Below are 25,173 nucleotides of genomic sequence, written 5' to 3' on the forward strand. Positions count from 1 at the left end.
GTTCTAGCCTCCACCCGCAAATCCCACGAACGTCGTCGCTTCATCGACCGACTTGCGCTCGGAGACGACGGCATTGGCAGGAAAGCTGTGATCAGGCCAGCCGAGCGCGATGCTTTTCATGATCACCTGATCATCCGCGATCCCGGCATGCTCGCGCACGACGGGGGATTGCATGATGCCCTGGCTGTTGATCACGGCGCCAAGCCCCCGCGACCAGGCCGCGTTGACGAGCGCGGTCGCCACGGCGCCACAGTCGAAGGCCGTATCGTCACTGGAGGCCAATTGGCGATCGTATGTGATGATCACGCAGACAGGCGCGTCGAACTGGCGAAAGCCGCGCAGGACCCAGTCTTGCCGCTGCTGCTTGTCATCTCGCGCAATTCCCATGGCGCTGAACAACTGCTTGGCAACGCCGATCTGGCGTTCGCGATGCACGCCCTCAAATGCCTGTCCGGTTCGAAATTCGCGTGAGTGCGGCACGCCCGCCAGATTGCGCTCGGTATTGCCCCTCCGGATACGATCCAGCGGCGCTCCGGTGATGACATAGAAATTCCACGGCTGAGTATTCATCGACGACGGCGCGCGCATGGCCAGCGCGAGGATTTCCTTGATCAATTCCGGCGGGACAGGATCGGGCTTGTAACCGCGAATGCTGCGCCGGCCGAGAATGACGTCATCAAATTCCATCTTACGGTTTCCTGAATTTGGCGTGATGCCGCGTTCTCGCTCACGGTTCCGATCATGTCTAGTCCAGTGAGCTCGATCGCTGGCGATCCTCCTCCGCAATCCGCGCCAAGTAGTCTGCCTTGCTGAACTGCATGTGGTCCACGCACAGCTGCGCCAGCGCCCAGCCGTCGCGGCCCTTCAACAGCTCGATCATCAACTCGTGCTGGCGGCGCGACTGTGCGAGCCCGTCGCGGTCGGCGAGGTTCTTGGCGCGCATCGGCAGCGTCAGGCTCATATAGTCCTGCAGCGAACGCACCAGATAGGGATTGCCGCAGGCGGCGAACAGCGCGACGTGGAAGGCGTCGTTGGCTTCGTGAATGCCACGCAGATCGCGGATGTCGGCCTTCGCGCAATAATCGCGCTGCAGGGCGGTCAACTCGTCGATCAAGGCTTGCGGCGCGGGCAGGGGGATCATCAGCGCGGCCTGCCGCGTCAGCATCTCCCTGACTTCGTAGATCTGCCGAACCTCCTCGGCTGAATAGAACCGTACGGTGGCGCCGACATTCTTCTCGCGGCGGACGATGCCGCGGCGCTCGGCATCCACCAGCGCCTGCCGCACGAAGTGCCTTGAGGTGCCGTAGCGCGACATCAGCGCGTCCTCGGTGAGGCGCGCACCCGGCGCGAGGCGGCCGAAGATGATGTCTTCCTCCAGCCGCGCGACGACGTCGTCCGGATCGTCGCGCCGGATAGCCATGGCGTCTGCTGTGCGAATGTCGGACATGCCCTCAGCCTCCGGCGGGGCTCGCCGGTCCGCCTTGTGGAGCAGGGCAGGCTCCGATTGTCAATAATTTGTGTCCGCCGGCGCTGCCCGGAGCAGAAAGACCGGCGATCCGGTCCTATCTTATTGACAATCAGGGGGCAGGCTGTAGCACAATGGCAAGCGAGAAGGAGTGGTCTGATGACGAGTGGTTTGCGCAAGGGTCTGACGAGCTATGGCGATGCCGGCTTCTCGCTGTTCCTGCGCAAGGCATTCATCAAGGCCATGGGCTATTCCGACGACGCGCTGGAGCGCCCGATCGTCGGCATCACCAACACCTACAGCGACTACAATCCCTGCCACGGCAACGTTCCGCAGATCATCGAGGCCGCCAAGCGCGGCGTGATGCTGTCGGGCGCGATGCCGTTCGTGTTCCCGACCATCTCGATCGCCGAGAGCTTTGCGCATCCGACCTCGATGTATCTGCGCAATCTGATGGCGATGGACACCGAGGAGATGATCCGGGCCCAGCCGATGGATTCGGTGATCGTGATCGGCGGCTGCGACAAGACGCTGCCGGCGCAGGTGATGGCGGCGATCAGCGCCGATCTGCCGACCGTTGTCATTCCCGTCGGCCCCATGGTGGTCGGCCATCACAAGGGCGAAGTGCTCGGCGCCTGCACCGATTGCCGCCGCCTCTGGGGCAAGTATCGCGCCGGCGAGATCGACGATGCCGAGATCGAGGCCGTCAACGGTCGACTCGCGCCGTCCGTCGGCACCTGCATGGTGATGGGTACAGCGTCCACCATGGCCTGCATGATCGAAGCCATGGGCCTGTCGCTGCCGATGAGCGCGACGATCCCGGCGCCGCATGCCGAGCGCTTTCGTCTCGCCGAGGCCAGCGGGCGGGTTGCCGCCGAGATGGCCAAGACCAAGGGGCCGAAGCCGAGCGAATTCCTGACGCCGGCCTCTTTCAAGAATGCGCAGGTCGTGCTGCAGGCGATCGGCGGCTCGACCAACGGCCTGATCCATCTGACCGCGATGGCGCATCGCTCGCCGCACCGGCTCGATCTCTCCGTGTTCGACCAGATCGGCCGCGAGGTGCCGGTGCTGGTCGATCTCAAGCCGTCGGGCGAGCACTATATGGAGCATTTCCATCACGCCGGCGGCGTGCCGAAATTGCTGAAGCAGCTCGGCGACCTCGTCGATCTCGATGCCAAGACGATCTCCGGGCAGACGCTGCGCGACGTCGTCGCGAACGCAGAGGACGTGCCCGGCCAGGACGCGATCCGGTCCCGCGACAATCCGATCAAGAAGGAAGGCGGTCTCGCCGTCCTGCACGGCAATCTCGCGCCGCGCGGCGCCGTCATCAAGCAATCGGCGGCGAGCCCGAAACTGTTGCAGCACACCGGGCGCGCGGTGGTGTTCGAATCCGTCGAGGACATGACCTTGCGGGTCGACGATCCCGAGCTCGACGTCACCGCCGACGACGTGCTGGTGCTGCGCAATGCCGGCCCGAAGGGCGCGCCGGGCATGCCCGAGGCGGGCTACCTGCCGATCCCGAAGAAGCTCGCGCGCAATGGCACCAAGGACATGGTGCGTATTTCGGATGCGCGCATGAGCGGCACCGCGTTCGGCACCATCGTTCTGCACATCACGCCCGAGTCCGCCGTTGGCGGGCCGCTGGCGCTGGTGAAGAATGGCGACAAGATCAGTCTCGATGTGGCCAAGCGCAGCATCGAGCTCTTGGTTGATGCCGCCGAGCTGGAGCGCCGGCGCGCCGCCCTGAAGCCGACCGCTGCGCCCGACGAAGCGCGACGCGGCTATGCCTGGCTGTTCAACGAGACCATCATGCAGGCCGACGAGGGCTGCGACTTCGACTTTATGCAGAGGACTGGGAAGAAGACTGAAAAGGGCTGATCATTAACTAGCGCCTAGACCGCTAAAAGCGGCGGGCGATAAAAACAGGGGGAGACGATGATTGTACGATCCATGCCAGGATTCCTACACGGCCTGGTGGCTGCGGCCGCCGTGCTGTTCGTCACGAGCGCCGGGGCACAGGAGGTGAAGCATTATCGCTTCGCCTATGACCAGCCCCGCAACACCGGCTATTCGATCGCCGGCGACCTCTTTGCCGACAAGCTCAAGGAATTGAGCAAAGGCACCATGATCATCGACCAGTATCCCGGCGCGCAGCTCGGGCAGGAGCCGCAGGTGCTTCAGCTCGTGAAAGCCGGCGACGTCGAATTCTCCATCGTCTCCTCGGCCAACACCGCGACGATCTCGCCGCAGGCCGGCGTGATGTCGCTGCACTATCTGTTCCGCGACGAACAGCATGTGATCAAAGGCCTCGCCGACCCGAAGGTGTTCGAGGCCCTCAAGGCCATGATCGATGAGACCACGCAGGGTCTGCATCTCATCGGCACGGGCTCGCAGGGCGTGCGCCACATGTACTCCAAGAAGGAGATCCACAATGTCGGCGATATCAAGGGCCTGAAGGTCCGCGTGCAGGCGACCGCGACCGAGGACACCATGTTCCCGGCCTATGGCGCCCAGACCGTGCACATGCCGTTCGGCAGCGTCTATACGAGCTTGCAGACCGGCGTCGTCGATGTCGCCGAGAACAGCATCAACGTCTACCTCGTCAACAAGCACTACGAGGTCGCGCCGGTGCTGAACATCACCGAGCACGAGGCCAACAACGCGCTGGTGTTCGTGTCCGACAAGCTCTGGCAGAGCCTCTCGGCCGAGCAGAAGGGCTGGGTCCAGGCCGCGGCGAACGAGATCAGCACGAAGGAGCCGGCGAAGGCGTTCGACCTCGAGCGGGCCGCAGCCGAGAAGCTGAAGAAGATGGGCGTCAAGGTCGTCGATAACGTCGACAAGAAGAGCTTTTCGGCAATCGCCGATCCCTATCTCGACAAGCTCGCCAAGGATCTCGGCCCGCATGCCGAGAAGATCAAGGATCTGATCCGGTCGATTAAGTAGCCTCCGTCGCCTCCACGCGTCGTCCCGGCGAAAGCCGGGACCCATAACCACAGGATTGAGTTTGGCGATGACTTGGAGTCGCCAGCTCGCGCAACAACTCCCTTTGGGGATTATGGGTCCCGGCGTTCGCCGGGACGACGGAGAGGTCAATGGCCATCGCCGACAAGCTCGTACTCCAACGCCAGCGCCATCTGAAATGGCGCTGGCTCGACTGGCTCGAGCTCGCGCTCATGATCCTCTGCGGCGTGTTGTGCTTCGGCTTCTCGCTGTCGGTCACGGCCGACATCGTCACCCGCACCATCGGGCATCCCTGGCTGTGGTTGCAGGAAGTCACCTCGACGTTGTTCATCTACGCGATCTTCATCGGGACGGCGGTTGCGACCCGCCGCAACGATCACCTCTATCTCACGGCGATCTCCGAGGCGATGCACGGGACGCCCAGGATCATCGTCGAAATCATCATCCGCCTCGTGGTCCTCGGCGTCGCCTTCTGCCTGATCTGGTACGGCTACCAGAACTATCTGCGCGGCTTCGGCAGCTTCCGGCTGCCGTCGGGCACGCCGATCGCATCGCTTTACGCCATCATCCCGCTGTCCGGTATCCTGGTTGGCCTGTTCACCATCGAGCAGCTCGTCAACGGCCTTCGCAACGGCTTCGACCATCGCGAGCCGCCCGACGAGGAATCGGCGCCTGTCGTGACCGAAGCACAGGTGAGGGCGCAGCCGTGAGCGCACCCATTGTCCTGGCGTTGATGTCGATCTGCTTCCTGTCGTTCGGCTATCTCGGCGTGCCCGTGCCGTTCTCGCTGATGGCCGGCGTGTTCATCGGCGCGGTCCTGTCCGACGTCTCGCTCGCCGCAATCATCCAGAAGATCTTCGACGGCGTCGATTCCGAGGCGCTGCTGGCGATCCCGTTCTTCCTGCTGGTCGGCGAGCTGATGAGCTCGGCCAATGTCGTGGTGCGAATAGCCAATCTCTCGGTGTCGCTGGTCGGGCATATCAGGGGTGGGCTGTCGCAGGTCGTCGTCGTCTTCAGCATGTTCTTCTCGGAAATGTCGGGCTCGACCACCGCGGACGTCGCCGTGATGAGCCGCGCGCTCGGCGGTCCGATGAAGCGCGAAGGCTACGAGCCCGCCTTCATCGCCGCGATCATCGCGTCTGCCTCGACCATCGCGGCGCTGGTGCCCCCGAGCATCACGGCGGTGGTCTATGGTGCCGTCGGTAACGTCTCGATCGCGGGCCTGTTCATGGCGGGCGTGGTGCCGGGTCTGATGATCGGCTTCGGTCTGATGATCTATTGCTATTTCTTCGGCCCGTCCGGCTTGCGCAAGCCGCGCGCGCCGCTGCGGCAGGTGATGTTCGCGGCCGGCGACGCGGCGTTGCCGCTGATGATCCCGGTCATCCTGCTCGGCGGCATCCTGACCGGCTGGTTCACGCCGACGGAGGCCGGCGTCGTCGCCGTGGCCTGGATCATCCTGGTCGTGATCCCCGCGCTCAACCGCGGCCATTTCAGGAAGATCCCGTACGATTTCTGCCTCGCCGGCCTGATCTTCTCGCTGCCGCTGATCACGATCGGCGCGGCCAACGCCTTCGGCTGGATGCTCGCGTACCTGCGCGGCGCCAGCTACATCGCCGACATGATCACCTCGATCGCCGGCAACGATCCGCATCTGATCATGCTGCTGATGGTGCTGCTGTTCACCGTGGTCGGCGATTTCATCGAGCCGGTGCCGACCATCATCATCTTCATGCCGCTGGTCAACACGCTGACGGAAGCGGGCGACATCAACGGCGTGCACATGGGCGTGGTGCTGATCGCGACGCTCGCCTTCGGCCTGATCACGCCGCCTTACGGGCTGGTGCTGCTGATGGCCTCGAAATTCGTCGGCATCAGCTTTGCGAAGGCGTTACGCGCGGCGCTGCCGATTTATGTCGTGTTCTTCGCCACGATCGCGTTCGCGATCTATTTCCCGAGCGTGGTGCTGTGGCTGCCGCAGCATGTGCTGCCGGAATCGGTCGGCTGCTTCAAATCGCCGGCTGGGACAGGCTACATCTGTCCCAAGTGATCTCTTCAAGCGATCTCTTCAAGTGATCTCGTCACGTGACGATCTGCTCGATGCGCCAGCCGGTTCCGTCGCAGGCGTAGCGAAACGGCGTGCCGTGGCTGTTCTTGAAGTAGCTGCCGGAGAGCGCCTTGGCCATGCCCTGCATCACCGCGTCATGGCAGACGAACAGCAGATGGTCGCCGGGATAACGGTCGAGCGACGCGGAAACGCAAGCCAGCGCGCGCTCGGTCATGGCGTCCCAGTTCTCGCCATCGGCGGGCAGGATCGAGACGAGGCCGGTTGCCGAGTTGACGCCATGCTTGATCATGAGATCGCGGACGGGCAGGCCCTCGAAACTGCCGAAATCGAACTCGATGATGCCGGCGTCGATCGTGAGCGGCACCGTGATCGCGTCCGCGATGATCTCGGCCGTTCGGGCCGCACGCACCAGCGGGCTTGCGACGATGCGGCTGATGCCGGCACTGCGTAACAGGTCTGCGGCCTCATGCGCCTGGCGCAGGCCGTCCTCGTTCAGCGGGTTGTCGGTCCGGCCCTGGAACAGTCCCTGCCGGTTCCAGTCGGTCGCGCCGTGGCGCAGGCCGCAGAACGAACGCGATGGCGTCGTCGCGCTCACTTGCTCTTGCTCGTGAACTTCTTCACGGCCACACGAAACTCCTCCGTGTTCATCGCCATGATGATCTTGTGTTCCTCGGCATCGAGCTGCTGCTTCACCGGCGTGGTGGCGGCCGCATAGACCAGCGACTTGGTGCCGGCGATGGCCGCGGGCGGGTTCTGCGCCAGCCGCTCGGCGAGTTTTCGCGTGGCTGCCTTCAGCTCGGCCGCAGGAACGGTCTTGGCGACGAGGCCCCACTCGTAAGCCTGCTGCGCCGTAAAATTGTCCTCGGCGAGGAAGATCTGCAGCGCGCGGCGCGAGCCGACCGTGCCGACGATCCCGACCGTCGAGCCGCCATCGGGCGACACGCCGATCTTGGCGTAAGCGGGTGTGAACTTCGCATCATCGGCGGCGATGCAGAGGTCGGTGACGAAGGCGAGTCCCATGCCGGCGCCGGCCGCGGAGCCGTGTACACTCGACAGCGAGATCTTCGGCATGCGCCGGATGATCTCGATGAAGGAATGGTAGTGCTTCAACAGCTCGCCGACGACCGGCGTCACCGTGTTGGCTTCGGCCGCAGCCCCGATCGTCTGCAGATCGCCGCCGGCGGAGAAGGCCCGGCCTTCGCCCTCCAGCACGACGACGCGGATGGCATCGTCGCCTTCGATAGTGGCCGCGAGCTGTTCGAGCTTTTGCGCGATCGCAAGGTTGATCGAGTTGAAGCCGGCGGGGCGGTTGAGGGTGATGGTCGCGATTGCGCCGTCGATCCGCAGCAGCGCGGGATCATCGGGTTGGGAGACGGGAGCTGGCATTTTTGAAATCCCCGGCATGAGGTTCGTTGCTGCAACTAAATCGCAGAAGGCGAGGGGTGACAATCCCCGGTCGCCAGTGCCCCGCGTACGGGCCTTGCGTCGCGCGGAATGTTCGGCTCAAATGGGTCCGCCTTCGTTTAGGGACGGACACGAGCGCCGGCTCCTCCTAGGCTAGCCAAGCCAGATTTTGCGAGAGGAGACGACATGGGTGACGCTCGTGTCTTGCGGAAATGGGCTGTCCAATGACGGATGGACCCGTGATCATTGTCGGTGCCGGCCATGGTGGCTACCAGGTCGCAGCATCCCTGCGCCAGGCGGGCTTTTCGGACCGGATCTGCCTGATCAATGACGAGGCGCATCTGCCCTATCAACGGCCGCCGCTGTCCAAGGCCTACATCAAGGGCTCGGCCGGGCCGGAAAGCCTGATGTTCCGGCCGGAGAAATTTTATCACGACCAGGCCATCGAGCTGATCGCCGGCCGCGCCGTATCGATCGACCGCGCGGGGCGCAAGGTGCTGCTCGCGTCCGGCGAGATGCTGCCTTACGGCCATCTCGTGCTGGCGACGGGCGCGCGCAACCGGCTGCTCGATCTGCCCAATGCCAATCTGCCCGACGTGAAATATCTGCGCATCCTCGACGACAGCGAGGCGCTGCGGACCATCATCCCGTCGAAGACGCGGGTCGTGGTGATCGGCGCCGGTTTCATCGGCCTGGAATTCGCCGCCACCGCGCGAATCAAGGGCCTCGAGGTTGACGTGCTCGAGCTTGCACCCCGCGTGATGGCGCGCGCGGTGACGGCCGAGGTCTCGGAGTATTTCCAGGCGCGGCATCGCGAGGCCGGTATCCGCATTCACCTCGGCGTGCAGGCGACCTCGATCGAAGCCGAGAACGGCAAGGTCACCGGCGTCTCCTTGAGCGACGGAAGGCATCTGCCCGCCGACCTCGTCGTGGTCGGCGTCGGCGTGCTGCCGAACATCGAGCTTGCGGCCGAGGCCGGGCTGCCGGTCGCGGCCGGCATCATCGTCGACGAATATCTCGCGACGGCTGATCCGAACATCTCCGCGATCGGCGATTGCGCGCTGTTTGCCAGCCCGCGCTTCGGCGGCTCGCTGCGGCTGGAATCGGTGCAGAATGCCACCGATCACGCCCGCTGCTTGGCAGCGCGGTTGACTGGCGACAAGAAGGTCTATGACGGCCATCCCTGGTTCTGGAGCGACCAGGGCGACGACAAGCTCCAGATCGCGGGCCTCACCACCGGCTACGACCGCGTCGTGCTGCGCGGCGATCCCGCCAAGAAAGCGTTCTCGGTGTTCTGCTATCACGGCGACAAGCTGCTTGGCATCGAGTCGATCAACCGCGCCGGCGATCACATGTTCGGCCGTCGCTTGCAGGCCATGGACCGCTCCATCACGCCGGAGCAGGCCGCGGACGAGAGCTTCGACCTGAAGAGCGCGCTGGCCTGAGGATTTCTCCCTCTCCCCGCTTGCGGGGAGAGGGGCGGGGTGAGGGGGACTCTCCGCGGGGACGGTTGCAATTCGACTCGCGGAGACTCCCCCTCACCCGGATTGCATCTGCGATGCAATCCGACCTCTCCCCGCAAGCGGGGCGAGGTGAAGAAAGCAGCTCCGTCTTACAGCACCGCCGCCACCTCGGCGGCCGTCGGCATCGACGGCCCGGCCCCCATGCGCTGCACGCTGATCGAGGCGGCAGCGTTGGCGAAGGCGAGGGCGGCGCGCAATGGCTGGCCATCTGCGAGCTGCGATGCGAGCGCGCCCACGAAACAATCGCCTGCGCCTGTGGTGTCGACCGCCTTCACCACGCGGCCAGGCACCGCAAACTCCTCGCGACCGGCGAGTGCGAGCACGCCGCGCTTGCCGAGCGTGACGCAGATGGTCTGGTCCGCGCGCGCTTGAAGGTTTCTCGCGACATCGATGATCTTTGCAGCCTCGTCGTCGTCCGAGAGTTCGGTGCCGGCGAGGAAGCCGAGCTCGGTCTCGTTCAGCACGAGAATATCGACGAGCGCGAGCAGCTCGGCCGACATGCTTTGCGCCGGCGCCGGGTTGAGCAGCGTCGTGGCTCCGGCGCTACGGGCGCGCTGGAAGAACGCGGCAATGGTCGGCAGCGGGATTTCGAACTGGCTGACGGCGACATCGCCCTTCGTCAGCGGTACGCTCGCGACATCATCAGCGCTGACCAGCGCGTTGCTGCCGGGAATGACGACGATGGTGTTGTCGGAGGCCGCCACCGTGATGATCGCGGTGCCGCTATGCGTGTCGGCTTCGCGGACGGAACCGAGATCGACGCCCTGCGCGCCGAGGAACGCGCGAAGCTCGGCCCCGAACGCATCCTTGCCCAGCCGCCCGATCAGCGTGGTCTTCGCGCCAAGTCGCGACGCGGCCACGGCCTGGTTCGCGCCCTTGCCGCCCGGAAAATACAGCACCTCGCGGCCGGCGACCGTCTCACCGACCCTGGGGTGGCGATCGGCGGTCGCCACCACATCCATGTTGATGCTGCCGGCGACGAATACACGCCCCATGATCGTCCCTTACAAAATCCCTAGACCCTGACTTCGAACTCGTGCCTGACTTTGGCGATGTCCACAAGGGTCGGCAGGCCGGCTTCGTTGCCGAGCCGCTGGATCTTGAAGGTCGAGGCGGCGCGGGCAAAGTCAAAATGCTCGCGCCAGCTTTTGCCGGGGTGCGCGAGGTAGGAATAGACATAGGCGCCGTGGAAGACGTCGCCGGCACCGTTGGTGTCGATCACGCGCTCACGCGGGATTGGCATCGCCGGCATGATCTCGACTGCGCCGGTCTCGTTGTACCAGAGCAGGCCCTTCTCGCCCATCGTGACGCCGCCGATCTTGCAGCCGCGGCCCTTGAGATAGTCGAGCATCTTCTCCGGCGTCAGGTCCATCTGCTCGCACAGCCGCTCGGCGACGATCGCGACGTCGATGTATTCAAGCAGCTCATGCGTGTTGGTGCGCAGGCCGCCGCCATCGAGCGAAGTCAGGATGCCGGCCTCGCGGCAGACCTTTGCGTAATGAATCGCCGCATCGGGCTGATGGCCGTCGATATGCAGCGCGCGGCAGCCGCCGAGATTGAGCATCGGAAAGGGGTGGATGTGCTCGTCGTCGCGGCAGCGGACGATGGCGCGCTTGCCGTCCTTCGGCATGATAAAGGAGAGCGACGACTGGTTCACCTTCCGCCCGTGCAGCGAGATCGCGTATTTCGCGCACATGTCCTGGAACATGCGCCCCAGCCAGTCATTGGCCGCGGTGGCGATCAGGTCCGGCACGATGCCGAGCTTGGCGCAGCAGAATGCGGCCGTGACCGCGTTGCCGCCGAAGGAGACTGCGTAGTCAGTTGCCACGTGCTTCTCGTCGCCGGTCGGCATGTGGTCGGTGATGAAGACGACGTCGATATAGGTCTGTCCGATAAAGAGAGCCTGCATTGGTTGTCCGTAACTGCGCTGGGTGGTCCCGGCCGGCGATCTTACTCTAGCACCGGTTCCGCGCGGAGAACGCGGAAATTATTCGCAAAACCGTCACGAGACGCTTGAGGTCGGTGGGGGGCCGGAATACGACCATGACAGGGCAATGCCAAGCCCGGACAAATGCCGTATTTCGGCCGGTTGTTCCAGGTCCATAAAAGGGGGGAATATGATCACCGGCCTCGATCACATCGTCGCTCTGGTCCAGGATATCGGTGCTGCCAAGGCGGCCTATCAGACGCTGTTGGGGCGCGCGCCGGCCTGGCAGAATTCGGGCGAGGGCGCCGACCGCGTGCTGTTCACCCTCGAGAACATGACGATCGAGCTGATGGCTCCGAGCGGCTTCAGCGTGGCCGCGGACCGGATGCGCGCGCTGCTCGATGACCGCGAGGGTGTGCTCGCCAGCCTGTGCTTTCGTGTCGCAGACATGAGCAAGATGCACCGGCGGCTGGACCGGGTGGCGCTGAAGCCGGATGCCGTCGCCGAGGTCGAGAGCAGCGACGATGCGAGCGGTGCCGCCCTGCACTGGAAGCGCACGCGAGCCGCGACCGAGCTGACGCGCGGCGTGCGCATGTTCTTCCTCGAGCTGGCCGACGAGCGTCCGAAGTCGGTTGCTTCAGACGTCGCGCCGATCGACGGGCTCGATCATGTCGTGATCACCACCGAGGATTCCGATCGCGCCGCCGCGCTCTACGGCGCGCGGCTCGGGCTCGATCTGGCGCTCGACCGCTCGCATCACGACTGGGGGCAATTGATGTTCTTCCGCTGCGGCGATCTCATCGTCGAGGTGGTGCGCCGCCCCGTGGCGGGCGGGGATTCCCTGCATGACCGGCTCTGGGGTCTGAGCTGGCGCGTGGCCGACATCGAGGCCACCCGCGCCCGACTGCTCGCCGCCGGCCTCGATGTCACCGAAGTGCGAAACGGCCGCAAGCCGGGCACGCGCATCATGACGGTGCGAAACGGCACCTGCGGGATCCAGACCGTGCTGCTGGAGCGTTCGCCGAAGCCGGTGGAGTGATTTTGCTCAGCTCTCGTGTCCCGGACGCGCTGCAGCGCGCAGCGCTGCTGCGCAGAGCCGGGACCCAGAAGATTGTCACCGCTCACTTTGAGATATGGGCCCCGGCTCTGCAGCGCACCGCTGAAGAAGCGCTGGGCTGCGTCCGGGGCACGAGAGCGTTCTCAAACGCACGCGCGCGTGGTACATGGCATACCTTGACACACCCAGCGAGCACCCGGTTTGGCGAAGACAACGGCAAAGCGAACTCTGAAATGGCAGCGCGATCCCGAAGGGATGCGGCTGCGCATTCTCGAGGCGGCCAAGCAGGAGTTTTCCGCTCACGGGCTCGCCGGCGCCCGAGTCGACCGCATCGCGGCGAATGCCGGCGCCAACAAGCGCATGCTCTACTACCACGTCGGCAACAAGGACGACCTCTATCTCGCCGTGCTCGAGGGCGCCTATGACAAGATCCGCAGCGAGGAGCGGGGCCTCGATCTCGAACATCTCGATCCGTCCGAGGCGATCAAACGGCTGATCGAGTTCACCTGGGGTTATTTCCTGCGCAATCCCGAGTTCCTGTCGCTGCTCCAGACCGAGAACCTCGCGCGCGCAAAGCACCTCAAGCGCTCGACCAAGGTCAAGTCGATGCACTCGCCCTTCGTCGAGATGATCCGCACCGTGGTGCGGCGCGGCGTCGAGAGCGGTGATTTCCAGGTCGCGGTCGATCCGGTGCAACTCTATATCTCGATCGCGGGCCTCTGCTTCTTCTATCTCTCGAACTCGGCGACACTGAGCGTGATCTTCGGCCGCGATCTGCTCGCCAAGGACGCCAAGGACGAGCGGCTCGCGCACATGGTCGGTCTCGTGCTGGCCGCGCTGACGGGGCAGTCGGCCGCGTTGTTCGAGATGGCGAAGGCGCCGAAGTCGCGGAGCGTGGTGGCACAGACGGTTTAGCCCCCCGTCGTCGTCCCGGCGGAAGCCGGGACCCATACCGCGTGATCTGTCGATTGCGCACGGTGCTAATCCCGAACGACCAATCTTCGCCAAACCACTCCCTGTGGCTATGGGTCCCGGCCCCCCGTGCGCAATAGCGCACTCGGCCGGGACGACACCTGAGTTCTTGGTGCGGTCCCCAATTCCCGGACGACACGGGCCCCCAAAGAACCGCCGCAAAACGCCACAGGGAAACCTCTGGACAGTATTTATCCAACGGGTTAATTTCTCCCCCGAAACGAAAAAGACGACCGGGAGTGAGACGTGGCTGAGTTGAAGCCGCAGAGTGCGGTGTCCAAGATGCTGAATGCGGCCTGGGTGCGGCCGTTTCTGTTCCTGGTCTTCATCGTCGTGGCCTGGGATCTTGCGATCCGGCTGTTCAAAATCCCCGCCTATCAAATCCCGTCGCCGGCCGACGTCGTCGCGGTGCTGCGCTCGGATTGGCCCGAACTGCTGCGCCAATGCTGGCCGACGACCTATGCGACCGTCTGCGGCTTCCTGCTGTCGGCGCTGTTCGGCATCCCCGTCGCGATGTTGATTGCGGGCTCGAAGACGGTGGAGAGCTACGTCTACCCGCTGCTGGTGTTCTCCCAATCCGTGCCGAAGATCGCGATCGCGCCGCTGTTCGTGGTGTGGTTCGGCTTCGGTATCATTCCCAAGGTGATCTCGGCGTTCCTGCTCGGCTTCTTCCCGGTCGTTGTCTCGGCCGTGCAGGGCTTCAAGTCGGTCGATCCCGACATGGTCGATCTCGCCCGCGCCATGCAGGGCAGCCGCTTCCAGGTGTTTTGCGCGGTGAACCTGCCGCATGCGCTGCCGGCGATCTTCTCCGGCCTCAAGGTCTCGGTGACGCTCGCCGTGGTCGGCGCGGTCGTTGGCGAGTTCGTCGGCTCCAATTCCGGCATCGGCTATGTGATGCAGCGCTCGATCGGCACGTTCGACCTGCCGACGATGTTCGCGGCGCTCGTGATCCTCGCGCTGCTCGGCGTCATCCTGTTCTGGATCGTCGACCGGATCGAGAAGCTGGTCATTCCCTGGCACGTCAGCCAGCGCGAGGACGTGATTTTCGCATCTTAACTCAAGCAACGAACGGCCACTAACGGCCGAAACATAACGACAGGGAGAGTGACGATGAAGCGGTGGATTGGGGCTGCAGCAGTGGCGCTCATGACGTTTGCGGTTGCGCCGGCGCAAGCGGCCGACAAGGTCGTGCTGATGCTGAACTGGTACGTCTATGGCGAGCACGCGCCGTTCTATTACGGCAAGGCCAAGGGCATTTACGCGGCCGAGGGCATCGACCTCGAGATCCAGGAAGGCCGCGGCTCGGCTGCGACCACGCAGGCGGTTGCCGCCAAGACCGCCGATTTCGGCTATGTCGACGTTCCCACCATGATGCGCGCCGCGATCAAGGGCGCACCGGTGATTGCGACCGGCGTGCTGCTGCAGACCTCGCCGATGTCCGCGATGGGGTTCGTCGACAAGAACATCAGGAAGCCCGAAGACATCAAGGGCAAGACGGTGGCGATCACGCCGGCCGATTCCATGACCCAGATCTGGCCGCTGTTCCTGAAGAAGACCGGCCTGAAGGAGAGCGATTTCACCACCGTTGCCGGTGATGGCCAGACCAAGCTCAACGCCGTCATCAACGGCCAGGCTGATCTCTTGCTCGGCTACGTCATGGACCAGTCGATGAAAATCAAGGATGCCACCGGCAAGGACGTGTTCCCGATCAAGTTCGCCGACTACGGCATCAACATGGTCTCGTCAGGCATCATCGCCAACTCCGACTATGTGAAGGCCAACGCCGATCTCGTCCGCCGCTTCATGTCGGCGACGACGAAGGCTGTCGAAGCCGCCGAGAAGGAGCCGAAGGCGGCCGCGCAGTCGATCCTCGATGCCAATCCCAAGGGCGGCAAGATCGACACGCTGACGCAGGGATTCGAGCTGACCATTCCGCTGTACCGGACCGCCGAGACCAAGAGCAAGCGGCCGTTCCAGGTCACCGACCAGAACATGACCGATAGCGTCAACCTGATGGTCGAATATGGCGGGCTCGACGCCAAGGCCAAGGAGAACCCGAAGGCCTTCTACACCAACGATTACCTGCCGAAGAGCGGCACGTGAAGCAAGCCGCGATCGCGAGTGAAGCCGTGCAGCCGGCCGCGCATCTGAGACTGGTGAGCGACCGGGCGGCCGGCGATGCGTCGGGCATCACACTGTCCGGCGTGTCGAAGACCTATCGGACGCGCGACGGCGATGTGCCGTCGCTGCGTCCGCTCGATTTCCACATCAACGACGGCGAGTTCTTTGTCGTGGTCGGCCCAAGCGGCTGCGGCAAGTCCACGCTGCTCAAGTTGATCTCGGGGCTGCTGCCGCCGACCACGGGCGAGGTGTTGGTCGAAGGCGAGAAGGTGACCAAGCCGCACGGCAATGTCGGCATCGTCTTCCAGAACGCGCTGCTCCTGCCCTGGCGCAACATCCTCTCCAACGTGATGCTGCCGATCGACATGAAGCGGCTGCCGCGGGATGAGTATCTCACCCGCGCCAAGGCGCTGTTGAAGCTGGTCGGGCTGGAAGGGTTCGAGAAGAAGCTGCCCTGGCAGCTCTCCGGCGGCATGCAGCAGCGGGCTTCGATCTGCCGCGCGCTGGTGCACGACCCGAAGATCATGCTGATGGACGAGCCGTTCGGTGCGCTCGACGCACTAACGCGCGAGCGCATGAATGTCGAGCTGATGCGGATCCAGCGCGAGACCAAGAAGACCGTACTGCTGATCACGCATTCGATTCCGGAAGCCGTATTCCTGGCCGACCGCGTGCTGGTCATGACCGAGCGGCCCGGCGCAATCGCCGCAATCTACGATGTGCCGCTGCCGCGCCCGCGCTCGCTCGACGTGATGGCCGACCCTGTCTTCACAGAGCTGGTGCAGCGCATCCGCAAGCATTTCTTCTCGCAGGGGTCACTGGACTAAAATCATGGCGCCGCGCCTGAAGCTGCGAGATATCGCCTTCTTCGAACGCCCCGTGCATTTCGCGCGGCCGTTCCGCTTTGGCGCGATCACCATCAACGCGACGCCGCAACTGTTCGTGCGGGTCGAGATCGAGGTCGAAGGAAAGGGGACCGCCGTCGGCGCCAGCGCCGAGATGCTGGTGCCGAAATGGTTCGACAAGCGGCCGGAGCTGTCTCCGGCGCAGACGGTCGACGGCCTGCGGCGCTCGCTGGAGATCGCGCGCGGTCTTTATCTGGCGCGAACCGGATTTCAGACGGCGTTCGATCTGCATGCCTCCTGCATCGGTGCGCAGATCGCGACCTGCGCGAAAAAGAACATTCCAGCGCTGGCGGCGGCCTATGGTCCGGCCGAGATCGACAAGGCGATCCTCGATGCCCTGCTCCGCGGCGTCGAGACCAGCTTCTTTGAGGGCATGGCCGGCAATATTGCGGGTATCGATGCGCGGCTCTCGCCCGACCTGAAGGACGCGGACCTCACGACGTTCCTCGCCAGCCGCAAGCCGCTGCCGCGTGTCGCGATCAGGCATACCGTCGGCCTCGACGATCAAGTCGAAGGCGAGGGCGGCGTTGCCGATGCGCGCGAAGACGCCGGCGCGAATTACTTCAAGCTGAAACTATCGGGTGATCCTGCAGCCGATGCAGTGCGGCTGGCGCGAATCGGCAGGGAGCTCGACACGCTCGGTCGTGACTACAAGGTGACGCTCGATGCCAACGAGCAATATGCAGATCTCGCCGCGCTGCAAGTGCTGATCGGTCGGCTCGATCGCGAGCCCGCGCTGCGGTCGATCGCATCATGTCTGCTCTATGTCGAGCAGCCCATGCCGCGCGACATCACCCGGCAATCGCCGCTCGGCTCGCTGGCGGCGCGCGGCTTCATCATCGACGAGGCCGACGATTCCTACGACGCATTCCCCGCGGCGCGGGCGCTCGGCTATCACGGCATTTCCTCGAAATCCTGCAAAGGGCTCTACAAGTCCATCGTCAACGCGACGCGTGCGGCGAAATGGAGCGCGGACGGCGAGAAATTCTTCGTCACCGGCGAGGATCTCACCTGCCAGGCAGGCCTTGCCGTGCAGCAGGATCTCGCGCTCGGTGCCTTCATCGGCGTCACCCACGCCGAGCGCAACGGCCACCACTACGTCGACGGCTTTGGCGACACCCCGACCACTGAAGCGCAGGCCTTCGTGGCTGCGCATCCCGATCTCTATGCCGATGCCGGGCAAGGCATCCGGCTCAAAATTCACAACGGCGATCTCCTGACGGGATCGCTCAACACAGTGGGCTTTGCGACGTCGGTCCATCCGGACTGGTCGGCGCTCCGCCCGCTCGAACAGCCAAAATCACTTCAGGAGCAAACGGCATGACCACGCAACGCCTCGGCCTCATCATGAACGGCGTCACCGGCCGCATGGGGCTCAACCAGCATCTGATCCGCTCGATCGTGGCGATCCGCGACCAGGGCGGCGTCCGCCTGAAGAACGGCGACCGCATCATGCCCGACCCGATCCTGGTCGGCCGCAGCGCCGAGAAGGTCGAGGCGCTCGCCAAGCGCTACAACATCACGCGCTGGACCACCGACCTCGATGCCGCGCTCGCCGACAAGAACGACACCATGTTCTTCGACGCGGCGACCACGCAGGCGCGGCCCGGCCTTCTCACCCAGGCCATCAATGCCGGCAAGCACGTCTATTGCGAGAAGCCGATCGCGACCAACTTTGAAGAGGCGCTCGAAGTCGTCAAGCTCGCCAATGCCAAGGGCGTCAAGCACGGCACGGTGCAGGACAAGCTGTTCCTGCCCGGCCTGAAGAAGATCGCCTTCCTGCGCGATAGCGGCTTCTTCGGCCGCATCCTCTCGGTGCGCGGCGAGTTCGGCTATTGGGTGTTCGAAGGCGGCTGGCAGGAGGCGCAGCGGCCGTCGTGGAACTATCGCGACGAAGACGGCGGCGGCATCATTCTCGACATGGTCTGCCACTGGCGCTATGTGCTCGACAACCTCTTCGGCAATGTCCAGAGCGTGGTCTGCATCGGCAACACCGACATACCGGAGCGTTTTGACGAGCAGGGCAAGAAGTACAAGGCGACCGCGGATGATTCCGCCTACGCGACCTTCCAGCTCGAGGGCGGCGTCATCGCTCACATCAATATGTCCTGGGTCACGCGCGTCTATCGCGACGACCTCGTCACCTTCCAGGTCGACGGCACGCACGGCTCGGCGGTCGCGGGCCTCACCGACTGCATGATCCAGGCGCGCCAGGCGACGCCCCGTCCGGTCTGGAATCCCGACGAGAAGCGGCTGCACGATTTCTACGGCGACTGGCAGAAGCTGCCCGACAACGTCACCTACGACAACGGCTTCAAGGAGCAGTGGGAGATGTTCATCCGTCATGTCTACGAGGATGCGCCCTACAAGTTCACGCTGCTCGAAGGCGTCAAGGGCGTACAGCTCGCCGAATGCGCGTTGAAGAGCTGGAAGGAGCGGCGCTGGATCGACGTCGCCCCGATCAAGGCCTGAGGAGGGACAAGATGAACAAGCCCGTCCAGCCGATGTCGTCCTTGTCGCTCAAACTGCCGAAGGCCGATCGCTCGATCGAGACCTACCGGCTCGCGGCCTCGCGCACGTTTCCCGCCAAGCTCGAGGGACCGCTGAACCGCATCGCCTTCTCGGCCGTGCATACGGTGGCCGATCCCTTTGCCGACAACGACCCCTGGCTGTCGGCGGCCGTCGACTGGGACAAGACCATCGCCTTTCGCGAGCACATCTGGGATCTCGGCCTCGGCGTCGCCGAAGCCATGGACACCGCGCAGCGCGGCATGGGGCTGGACTGGCCGACCTCGCTGGAGCTGATCACGCGTTCGGTCGGCGCCGCCAAGCGGCGCAACGCGCTGGTGTTCTCCGGCGCCGGCACCGATCACCTCGCGGTGGAGGACGCCAAACATCTGGACGACGTAATCCGCGCCTATGAGGAGCAGATCTCGGCGGTCGAGAAGGTCGGCGGCCGCATCATCCTGATGGCCTCGCGCGCGTTGGCAAAACTTGGCCTGGGCGCCGACGATTACGCCAAGGTCTATAACCGCGTGCTGTCGCAGGTCCGCGAGCCCGTCATCATCCACTGGCTCGGCGACATGTTCGATCCGGCGCTGACGGGATATTGGGGCACCAAGGATCTCGACAAGGCGATGAACACGGCTGTGGCCATCATCAATAACAACGCGGCCAAGGTCGATGGCGTCAAGGTTTCGCTGCTCGACAAGCAGCGCGAGATCGACATGCGCCGTCGTCTGGACAAGCGCATCAAGATGTACACCGGCGACGATTTCAACTACGCGGAGTTGATCGCCGGCGACGAAAAGGGCTTCTCACACGCGCTGCTCGGCATCTTCGATGCCATCGCGCCGGCGGCCTCCTACGCGCTGTCGCGGCTTGCGGCGGGCGACGATGCCGGTTTCCACGATGTGTTGGGCCCGACGGTGCCGCTGTCGCGCCATATCTTCAAGGCGCCGACGCGCTTCTACAAGACGGGCGTCGTCTTCATGGCGTATCTCAACGGTCATCAGGATCATTTCACCATGGTCGGCGGCCAGGAGAGCACGCGCTCGATGCTGCACCTGGCCGAGCTGTTCCGGCTCGCCGATCAGGCCGGCCTGCTCGCCAATCCGGAATTGGCGGCGCAGCGGATGAAGACGGTGCTTGCCTCGCACGGACTGGAAGACTGATGCGCGATTTCTCGTCCGACCATCGTTGGCTGTCGTTGAACACGGCGACGGTCCGCAAGCAGGGTGACCTCGTTCAGATCATCGATGCCTGTGCGAAGCATGGCATCCGTGCCATCGATCCCTGGCGCGATCAGGTTGCGACCGTCGGCCTCGATCGTGCCGTACGCGCCGTGCGCGACGCCGGTCTCGATCTCTCGGGCTATTGCCGCGGCGGCATGTTTACCTCCGACGCATCGCGCCGAGGCGAAGTGCGTGACGACAACCGCCGCTGCGTCGACGAAGCCAAGGCGCTGGGTGCGCCCTGCATCGTCCTCGTCGTCGGCGGCCTGCCGCAATATTCGCGACCGGGCAGCGAGGCGTCGAAGGATATCGCCGGCGCGCGCGGGCAGGTCGAGGAAGCCCTGGCCGAGATGCTCGACTACGCCAGGCAGGCAAACCTTCCGCTGGCGATCGAGCCCCTGCATCCGGCATATGCCGCGGACCGCGCCTGTGTGAACACCACCAAGCAGGCGCTCGACATCTGCGATCGTCTCGATCCAGCCCGCAGCGGCATGCTCGGCGTCGCGCTCGACGTCTATCACATCTGGTGGGATCCGGAATTGATGGATCAGATCGCGCGCGCAGGCAAAGACCGGTTGCTGGCGTTCCACGTCTGCGACTGGCTGGTGCCGACCAGGGACATCCTCAACGACCGCGGTATGATGGGCGACGGCGTCATCGACATCAAGTCCGCGCGCGCGGCCGTCGAGGCGCGAGGTTTTGCCGGCTATTCGGAGATCGAGATCTTCTCCAACGACTGGTGGAGCAAGCCGATGGACGAGGTGCTGCGCACCTGCATCGAGCGGCATAAGACGGTGGTGTAGCTCCCACCAACGTTGCCTCACGAGCTCGCGAGTTGTGGCAGCGTGTCGAAGCGCGCCTTCGGAGCGCTGCTCGGCGTGGCATAGAGCTCGTCCAGGGCAGGTTCGGCCAACCCGACGGTTGTGATGGACCTGATGCTCTACTCCCGCTTTCGGCGGCGGAGCGGACATGGTCGGCCTGTTGCCGCTCGATCCGGTCCCGAATGCCCGAGGCAGATGTTGGCATTTCTGCAGGGTAATGCCGGCATTTTTGGCAGGGGACGGACGCAAAATCTGGTTTGAGGACCACCTCGTCGTTCGGCCCTCCATGTCGCAAGACACTGGCCGGACAACGAGTTGCAAGCGGTCGGCTCAATGATGGTCGCGCGGGTCAACCAAATGTTGTAGGGTTCAGAGATCGCGCGTCACTGCTCGGAAGGTGTCCGGGTACTTGTTCCTTTAATAATGACAAGGTGCGCATGAGTCAGGCCGAGCAAGCGACAGAGGCGCCGTCCATCGCAACGTCGATGATTACGAGGCGGCTTGCGGCCATCGCCTTTGCCGATGTCGCCGGCTTTTCCCGGCTCATGGGTCTGAAGGACGTCGACACCGTCATGCGCTGGAAGGCGTTGCGGACCGAGATCATGGAGCCTCACATGGCTCGCCACGGTGGACGGATCGCCGAGATCGCGGGCGACGCCGTGCTGGTCGAATTCCCGAGCGTCGTGAACGCGGTGCGTTGGGCGACCGACGTTCAGCGTGTTCAGGAGCGCGCTGTCGGCGACAAGGATCCATTCGCGCTGCATCTTCGCATTGGCATCAATGTCGACGATATCATCGACGAAGATGGAATCTTGCAGGGCGATGGCGTCAACGTTGCGTCTCGTATCCACCAGGCCGCTCAGCCCGGCCAGATCGTCGTCACGGCGGCCGTCCGCGACTACGTCATGAATCGACTGCCACTGACGTTTCATCACCTCGGCGCGCCCGTGATGAAAAATATCATGCGAACCGTTCACGTCTATTCCGTCGAGTGGACCGAGGGAGACGGAGACCGCCAGATCGCGCAGCCATACCTGCAATGGGCGTCGCGGCCGACGCTCGCCGTGCTGCCGTTCCGGACGATCGGCGGGACCGACGACGACAGCTATTATGGTGAGGGGATCACGGACTCGATCATTACCGGCCTCTCCAGAAATCGATCACTCTACGTCATCGCGCGCAATTCGACCCTTCGTTATAGCGCCGGCGGAAAAGACCTGCGACAGATTGCCACTGAGCTCGATGTTCGTTACCTGCTGGACGGCAGCGTGCAACGCCAGGGCACGCGACTGAGAATCAATACGGAGTTGACCGACATTTTGGGGAATGTCTCGATCTGGGCCCAACGGTACGAGGGGTCTACCGACGATCTGTTTGAGTTTCAGGATCGAATTGCCTCGAGCATATTGTTCTCGATTGAGCCGCGCGTGCGTGCAGTCGAGATGGCTCGCGTCGCTGACCGTCCGACCGAGAGTCTGGATGCATTCCATTGCGTCCTCCGTGCGATGTCGCTTCTGTATCTCCTGACCGAAGAAAGCCACCGGGAAGCGGGTCAACTCCTGGAACGGGCGATCGAGCTCGATCCGTCCTATGCTCAGGCCCATGCCTACCTTGCGTGGTGGCTGAACTTCCAGCTTGGCGAAGGTTGGTCGCTGGATCCGGACCGCGACCGGGCGCGCGCCCTCATCGTGTCGCGGCGCGCCATCGAACTCGATCCCGACGATCCGTTTGCGCTGGCCGTGGCCGGGCACATCCTCTCCTTCATGGGAAAATCACCAGGAGAAGCGATGGAGCTGTTCGGGCGGGCGCTGGCCCTCAACGAGAACCTGGCGTTCGCCTGGGGGTTGAGCGCCCTGACGCTCGCCTATTTGGGGCGGCCCGACGAGGCGCTGGAGCGATTGCAGAACGTGTGGCGTCTTAGTCCCTTTGATCCCTTGAACTTTTATTTTTGGATCGTGGCGGGAATTGCCGAGTTCGTCGCTGGGCGATACGATGAAGCGATTGTTTACCTGAACAGGTCACGGCGGGCAAATCTGCTTTTTCGTCCGTGCATACGAACTCTGGCCGCCGCGCTTGCCCTTTCGGGTGACGAAGCTGGAGCTGAATTGGCAGCTCGACAGCTTCTCGAAATTGAACCGTCGTTTAGAGTCTCGACTTTCGTGTCCTGGTATCCGCTGCGTAAGGATGATCTGGATCGTTTAGCGAAGGGATTGCGCGCCGCGGGGTTGCCGGAATAGCCGCATGTAAATTTTTGGCGTCAGGGAGGCTTGTCATGGGAGCTGGAGCTGGTGCAGGAGCGGGGGCAGGTGCTGGAGCGGGCGCAGGTGCCGGAGCGGGCGCAGGTGCCGGAGCGGGCGCAGGTGCCGGAGCGGGCGCAGGTGCCGGAGCGGGCGCGGGTGCCGGAGCGGGCGCAGGTGCTGGAGCAGGTGCAGGTGCCGGAGCGGGCGCCGGTGCAGGAGCGGGAGCAGGTGCGGGCGCAGGAGCCGATGCGGGGCCCGGCACGGGGCGCAGTTTTTATGCGACCCCCTCGGACCTGGGCTTTCGACCTTGGGCACTCGACTTCACACCAGATGACGCTGGGTATCCGCCGTATCCGTGGGCGGAAATCGTAAATCCCTATCAGGTCGACGCAACCGGGCAGGATGCGTTCCTCGAATGGACGACCGATGATTGGGACCCGGCATTGCGGTTCTGGACGCTTCCTTTCGACCGTCATCTCACGCAATGGCTGCAGGCAGTCGATCCATCTCGACCATCAATCATGGTGGCGCGGGAATTTGGCGGCCAGAAAGATCAATGGCAATTCGATCGGGCTCATCTGCTAGCGATGAGCTGGCTCGAGGACCTCGATCTGGCGTGGCAACCCGATCCCCTTTTAAATCCCCAAAATCCTAACGCGAACGCCGGCGCCTCGACTGCCGGATGGAACGCGGCGAAGGACGCGGCCTTCAACTCGATCCTCGGCGAGATCGAAGAACTGCAAATGTTGATGCAGGACGATCGCGATCGCTACATGGCCGAAATCATCGAGCAGGCGGATGGCAGTGGCGGCTATATTACTGCCTTCATCGATACGAATGAATCACGGCGCCCATGGACAATGGAGCTCATCAACTGCGGGTACGCCATCGGCAACGTCGCATATTTTTATTACAAGCAGCAGTTCAGGCGCGTTCGCCCATCGACGTTGTGCCCGGGTCTGGCGCCTCCGTTCGGTCCTCCCGCCCATCCGTCGTTTACCAGCGGGCATTCCTTCATCGGTCATTTCATCGCGCTTCTGCTCCTGGAGATACCGGCGCTTCGCCAGCGCTACGGCATGTTCGCCGCTCCATACAACCAAATGCCGGGAAAGCTGGGAACGGCAGTCGACCCCAATCCGGCCGTGACGATTTCGTTCGCCAACACCGCCGTCGCCACCTTGAGTGCGTTGACCGCGCACGGGCTGAGCGCCGGAGATCCGGTCCGGTTTCAGCAGGTGTCTCCTGCGCTGAGGGTGACGATTTCGCAAGCCAACCCCGGAGTTGTTACCGTAAGCGTGTTGAATGCGCACGGGCTGAGCGCCGGAGACCGGGTCCAGTTTCAGCCGATCCCTGGTGCGCCTGCGCTGCCGACGCACATCGGGCCACCACCTGACACCTATTACGTGCTACCCGCCAACTTGACGGCCAACAGCTTTGAAGTTGCCACCACCGCCGGCGGCAACCCGATTGACACGACCCCCGTGGGTGGTGGGACGCCGCCGCCTGTGCCGGCCGTGCTTCTGCGAAATCCGCCGCCGGCGCCGATCGTCGTGGACACAACCTATTTTGTACTGGCCCCCGGCCTGACCGCCAACAGCTTTGGAATTGGCGATGCCGTCGGCAACCCGATTAACACCACCCCCGTGGGTGGGGGGGCGCCGCCGGCTGTGCCGGCCTTACTTCTGGCAAACCCCTTGATGGGGCGAGGCGAACTCACATCGCCGCTGCTTTGGCTTGCCGGGCGTATCGCCAAGAACCGCGAACGTCTTGGCGTCCACTATGCTTCCGACTCGACTGGAAGTCGTCACCTTGCAGCCGGCATTTGGCGAGCGCTGCTGCACGACAGCACGCCGAGCCGCATCTATTGTCCAACGCTCCGTTCGGTGCTCGCCCACGCAACCGCCGAGTGGCCGACCAAATGGCCCTGACCGGGCCTTGTCCGTTTTGCTGCGCGGACCCGAACAACGAAGCGCATGCC

23 protein-coding genes are annotated in these 25,173 nt (G+C 64.0%); 17 read left to right on the forward strand and 6 right to left on the reverse strand.

Annotation, left to right across the window (positions count from 1 at the left end):
• Window positions 1–3: 3 nt before the first annotated feature.
• Together NLM32_RS16120 and NLM32_RS16125 are read right to left on the reverse strand one after the other, a co-directional pair.
• The gene (locus NLM32_RS16120; protein ID WP_254129927.1) at window positions 4–687 is read right to left on the reverse strand and encodes a nitroreductase; all 684 of its coding nucleotides are present in this window, start codon (window positions 685–687) and stop codon (window positions 4–6) included.
• A gap of 58 nt (window positions 688–745) precedes the next feature.
• Window positions 746–1,447 (reverse strand): GntR family transcriptional regulator, encoded by a 702-nt coding sequence (locus tag NLM32_RS16125; RefSeq protein ID WP_254129928.1) that lies wholly within the window; start codon window positions 1,445–1,447, stop codon window positions 746–748.
• 177 nt (window positions 1,448–1,624) lie between these two features.
• Here NLM32_RS16125 and NLM32_RS16130 point away from each other — a divergent pair, with 177 nt between their 5' ends.
• The 4 genes from NLM32_RS16130 (at window position 1,625) to NLM32_RS16145 (ending at window position 6,473) form a co-directional block, all read left to right on the forward strand.
• Window positions 1,625–3,343, forward strand: coding sequence for an IlvD/Edd family dehydratase (locus tag NLM32_RS16130; RefSeq protein ID WP_254129929.1), 1,719 nt, complete (start codon window positions 1,625–1,627; stop codon window positions 3,341–3,343).
• A gap of 57 nt (window positions 3,344–3,400) precedes the next feature.
• Complete coding sequence (locus NLM32_RS16135) at window positions 3,401–4,408, forward strand: TRAP transporter substrate-binding protein (RefSeq protein ID WP_254129930.1); 1,008 nt, start codon at window positions 3,401–3,403, stop codon at window positions 4,406–4,408.
• Window positions 4,409–4,557: 149 nt separating this feature from the next.
• Window positions 4,558–5,136, forward strand: coding sequence for a TRAP transporter small permease (locus NLM32_RS16140; protein ID WP_254129931.1), 579 nt, complete (start codon window positions 4,558–4,560; stop codon window positions 5,134–5,136).
• Entirely contained in the window at window positions 5,133–6,473 is a 1,341-nt protein-coding gene (locus NLM32_RS16145) for a TRAP transporter large permease (RefSeq protein ID WP_254129932.1), read from the forward strand. Before NLM32_RS16140 ends, NLM32_RS16145 begins: the two co-directional genes overlap by 4 nt.
• A gap of 31 nt (window positions 6,474–6,504) precedes the next feature.
• Here the strand turns inward: NLM32_RS16145 and NLM32_RS16150 are convergent, their stop codons facing one another.
• Both NLM32_RS16150 and NLM32_RS16155 read right to left on the reverse strand, forming a co-directional pair.
• Window positions 6,505–7,086: a histidine phosphatase family protein gene (locus tag NLM32_RS16150; RefSeq protein WP_254129933.1), complete on the reverse strand. Its 582-nt coding sequence runs from the start codon at window positions 7,084–7,086 to the stop codon at window positions 6,505–6,507.
• The gene (locus NLM32_RS16155) at window positions 7,083–7,877 is read right to left on the reverse strand and encodes an enoyl-CoA hydratase/isomerase family protein (RefSeq protein ID WP_254129934.1); all 795 of its coding nucleotides are present in this window, start codon (window positions 7,875–7,877) and stop codon (window positions 7,083–7,085) included. Before NLM32_RS16155 ends, NLM32_RS16150 begins: the two co-directional genes overlap by 4 nt.
• 242 nt (window positions 7,878–8,119) lie before the next feature.
• On the opposite strand from NLM32_RS16155, the gene NLM32_RS16160 reads away from it, so the two are divergent.
• Window positions 8,120–9,340, forward strand: a complete 1,221-nt coding sequence (locus tag NLM32_RS16160; RefSeq protein WP_254129935.1) for an NAD(P)/FAD-dependent oxidoreductase — start codon at window positions 8,120–8,122, stop codon at window positions 9,338–9,340.
• 167 nt (window positions 9,341–9,507) lie between these two features.
• Here NLM32_RS16160 and rbsK read toward each other — a convergent pair whose 3' ends face one another.
• Both rbsK and NLM32_RS16170 read right to left on the reverse strand, forming a co-directional pair.
• Complete coding sequence (gene rbsK, locus NLM32_RS16165; RefSeq protein ID WP_254129936.1) at window positions 9,508–10,413, reverse strand: ribokinase; 906 nt, start codon at window positions 10,411–10,413, stop codon at window positions 9,508–9,510.
• 20 nt (window positions 10,414–10,433) lie between these two features.
• A complete protein-coding gene (locus tag NLM32_RS16170; RefSeq protein ID WP_254129937.1) occupies window positions 10,434–11,327 on the reverse strand; it encodes a sugar kinase in 894 nt (297 codons plus the stop codon).
• 208 nt (window positions 11,328–11,535) lie between these two features.
• On the opposite strand from NLM32_RS16170, the gene NLM32_RS16175 reads away from it, so the two are divergent.
• The 12 genes from NLM32_RS16175 to NLM32_RS16230 all read left to right on the forward strand — a co-directional run bounded on the left by NLM32_RS16175 (window position 11,536) and on the right by NLM32_RS16230 (window position 25,123).
• Complete coding sequence (locus tag NLM32_RS16175; RefSeq protein ID WP_254129938.1) at window positions 11,536–12,384, forward strand: VOC family protein; 849 nt, start codon at window positions 11,536–11,538, stop codon at window positions 12,382–12,384.
• Window positions 12,385–12,657: 273 nt separating this feature from the next.
• On the forward strand, window positions 12,658–13,317 hold the full coding sequence (locus tag NLM32_RS16180; RefSeq protein ID WP_375143641.1) for a TetR/AcrR family transcriptional regulator: 660 nt from the start codon (window positions 12,658–12,660) through the stop codon (window positions 13,315–13,317).
• A gap of 303 nt (window positions 13,318–13,620) precedes the next feature.
• Complete coding sequence (locus tag NLM32_RS16185; RefSeq protein ID WP_234681510.1) at window positions 13,621–14,430, forward strand: ABC transporter permease; 810 nt, start codon at window positions 13,621–13,623, stop codon at window positions 14,428–14,430.
• A gap of 54 nt (window positions 14,431–14,484) precedes the next feature.
• Complete coding sequence (locus NLM32_RS16190) at window positions 14,485–15,477, forward strand: ABC transporter substrate-binding protein (protein WP_254129940.1); 993 nt, start codon at window positions 14,485–14,487, stop codon at window positions 15,475–15,477.
• Window positions 15,474–16,322, forward strand: a complete 849-nt coding sequence (locus NLM32_RS16195; RefSeq protein WP_254129941.1) for an ABC transporter ATP-binding protein — start codon at window positions 15,474–15,476, stop codon at window positions 16,320–16,322. The genes NLM32_RS16190 and NLM32_RS16195 overlap by 4 nt, the downstream gene beginning before the upstream one ends.
• A 4-nt stretch (window positions 16,323–16,326) precedes the next feature.
• Window positions 16,327–17,724, forward strand: coding sequence for a hypothetical protein (locus NLM32_RS16200; protein WP_254129942.1), 1,398 nt, complete (start codon window positions 16,327–16,329; stop codon window positions 17,722–17,724).
• Window positions 17,721–18,872 (forward strand): Gfo/Idh/MocA family protein, encoded by a 1,152-nt coding sequence (locus tag NLM32_RS16205; protein WP_254129943.1) that lies wholly within the window; start codon window positions 17,721–17,723, stop codon window positions 18,870–18,872. Before NLM32_RS16200 ends, NLM32_RS16205 begins: the two co-directional genes overlap by 4 nt.
• 11 nt (window positions 18,873–18,883) lie before the next feature.
• Entirely contained in the window at window positions 18,884–20,074 is a 1,191-nt protein-coding gene (locus tag NLM32_RS16210; protein ID WP_254129944.1) for a dihydrodipicolinate synthase family protein, read from the forward strand.
• Window positions 20,074–20,937: a sugar phosphate isomerase/epimerase gene (locus NLM32_RS16215; protein ID WP_254129945.1), complete on the forward strand. Its 864-nt coding sequence runs from the start codon at window positions 20,074–20,076 to the stop codon at window positions 20,935–20,937. Before NLM32_RS16210 ends, NLM32_RS16215 begins: the two co-directional genes overlap by 1 nt.
• Window positions 20,938–21,392: 455 nt before the next feature.
• On the forward strand, window positions 21,393–23,192 hold the full coding sequence (locus NLM32_RS16220) for an adenylate/guanylate cyclase domain-containing protein (protein WP_254129946.1): 1,800 nt from the start codon (window positions 21,393–21,395) through the stop codon (window positions 23,190–23,192).
• A gap of 30 nt (window positions 23,193–23,222) precedes the next feature.
• A complete protein-coding gene (locus NLM32_RS16225) occupies window positions 23,223–23,567 on the forward strand; it encodes a hypothetical protein (RefSeq protein WP_254129947.1) in 345 nt (114 codons plus the stop codon).
• Between the two features lie 71 nt (window positions 23,568–23,638).
• The gene (locus NLM32_RS16230; protein WP_254129948.1) at window positions 23,639–25,123 is read left to right on the forward strand and encodes a hypothetical protein; all 1,485 of its coding nucleotides are present in this window, start codon (window positions 23,639–23,641) and stop codon (window positions 25,121–25,123) included.
• The last annotated feature ends 50 nt before the right edge of the window (window positions 25,124–25,173 follow it).

This window comes from Bradyrhizobium sp. CCGUVB14 (assembly GCF_024199935.1).
GTDB lineage: Bacteria > Pseudomonadota > Alphaproteobacteria > Rhizobiales > Xanthobacteraceae > Bradyrhizobium.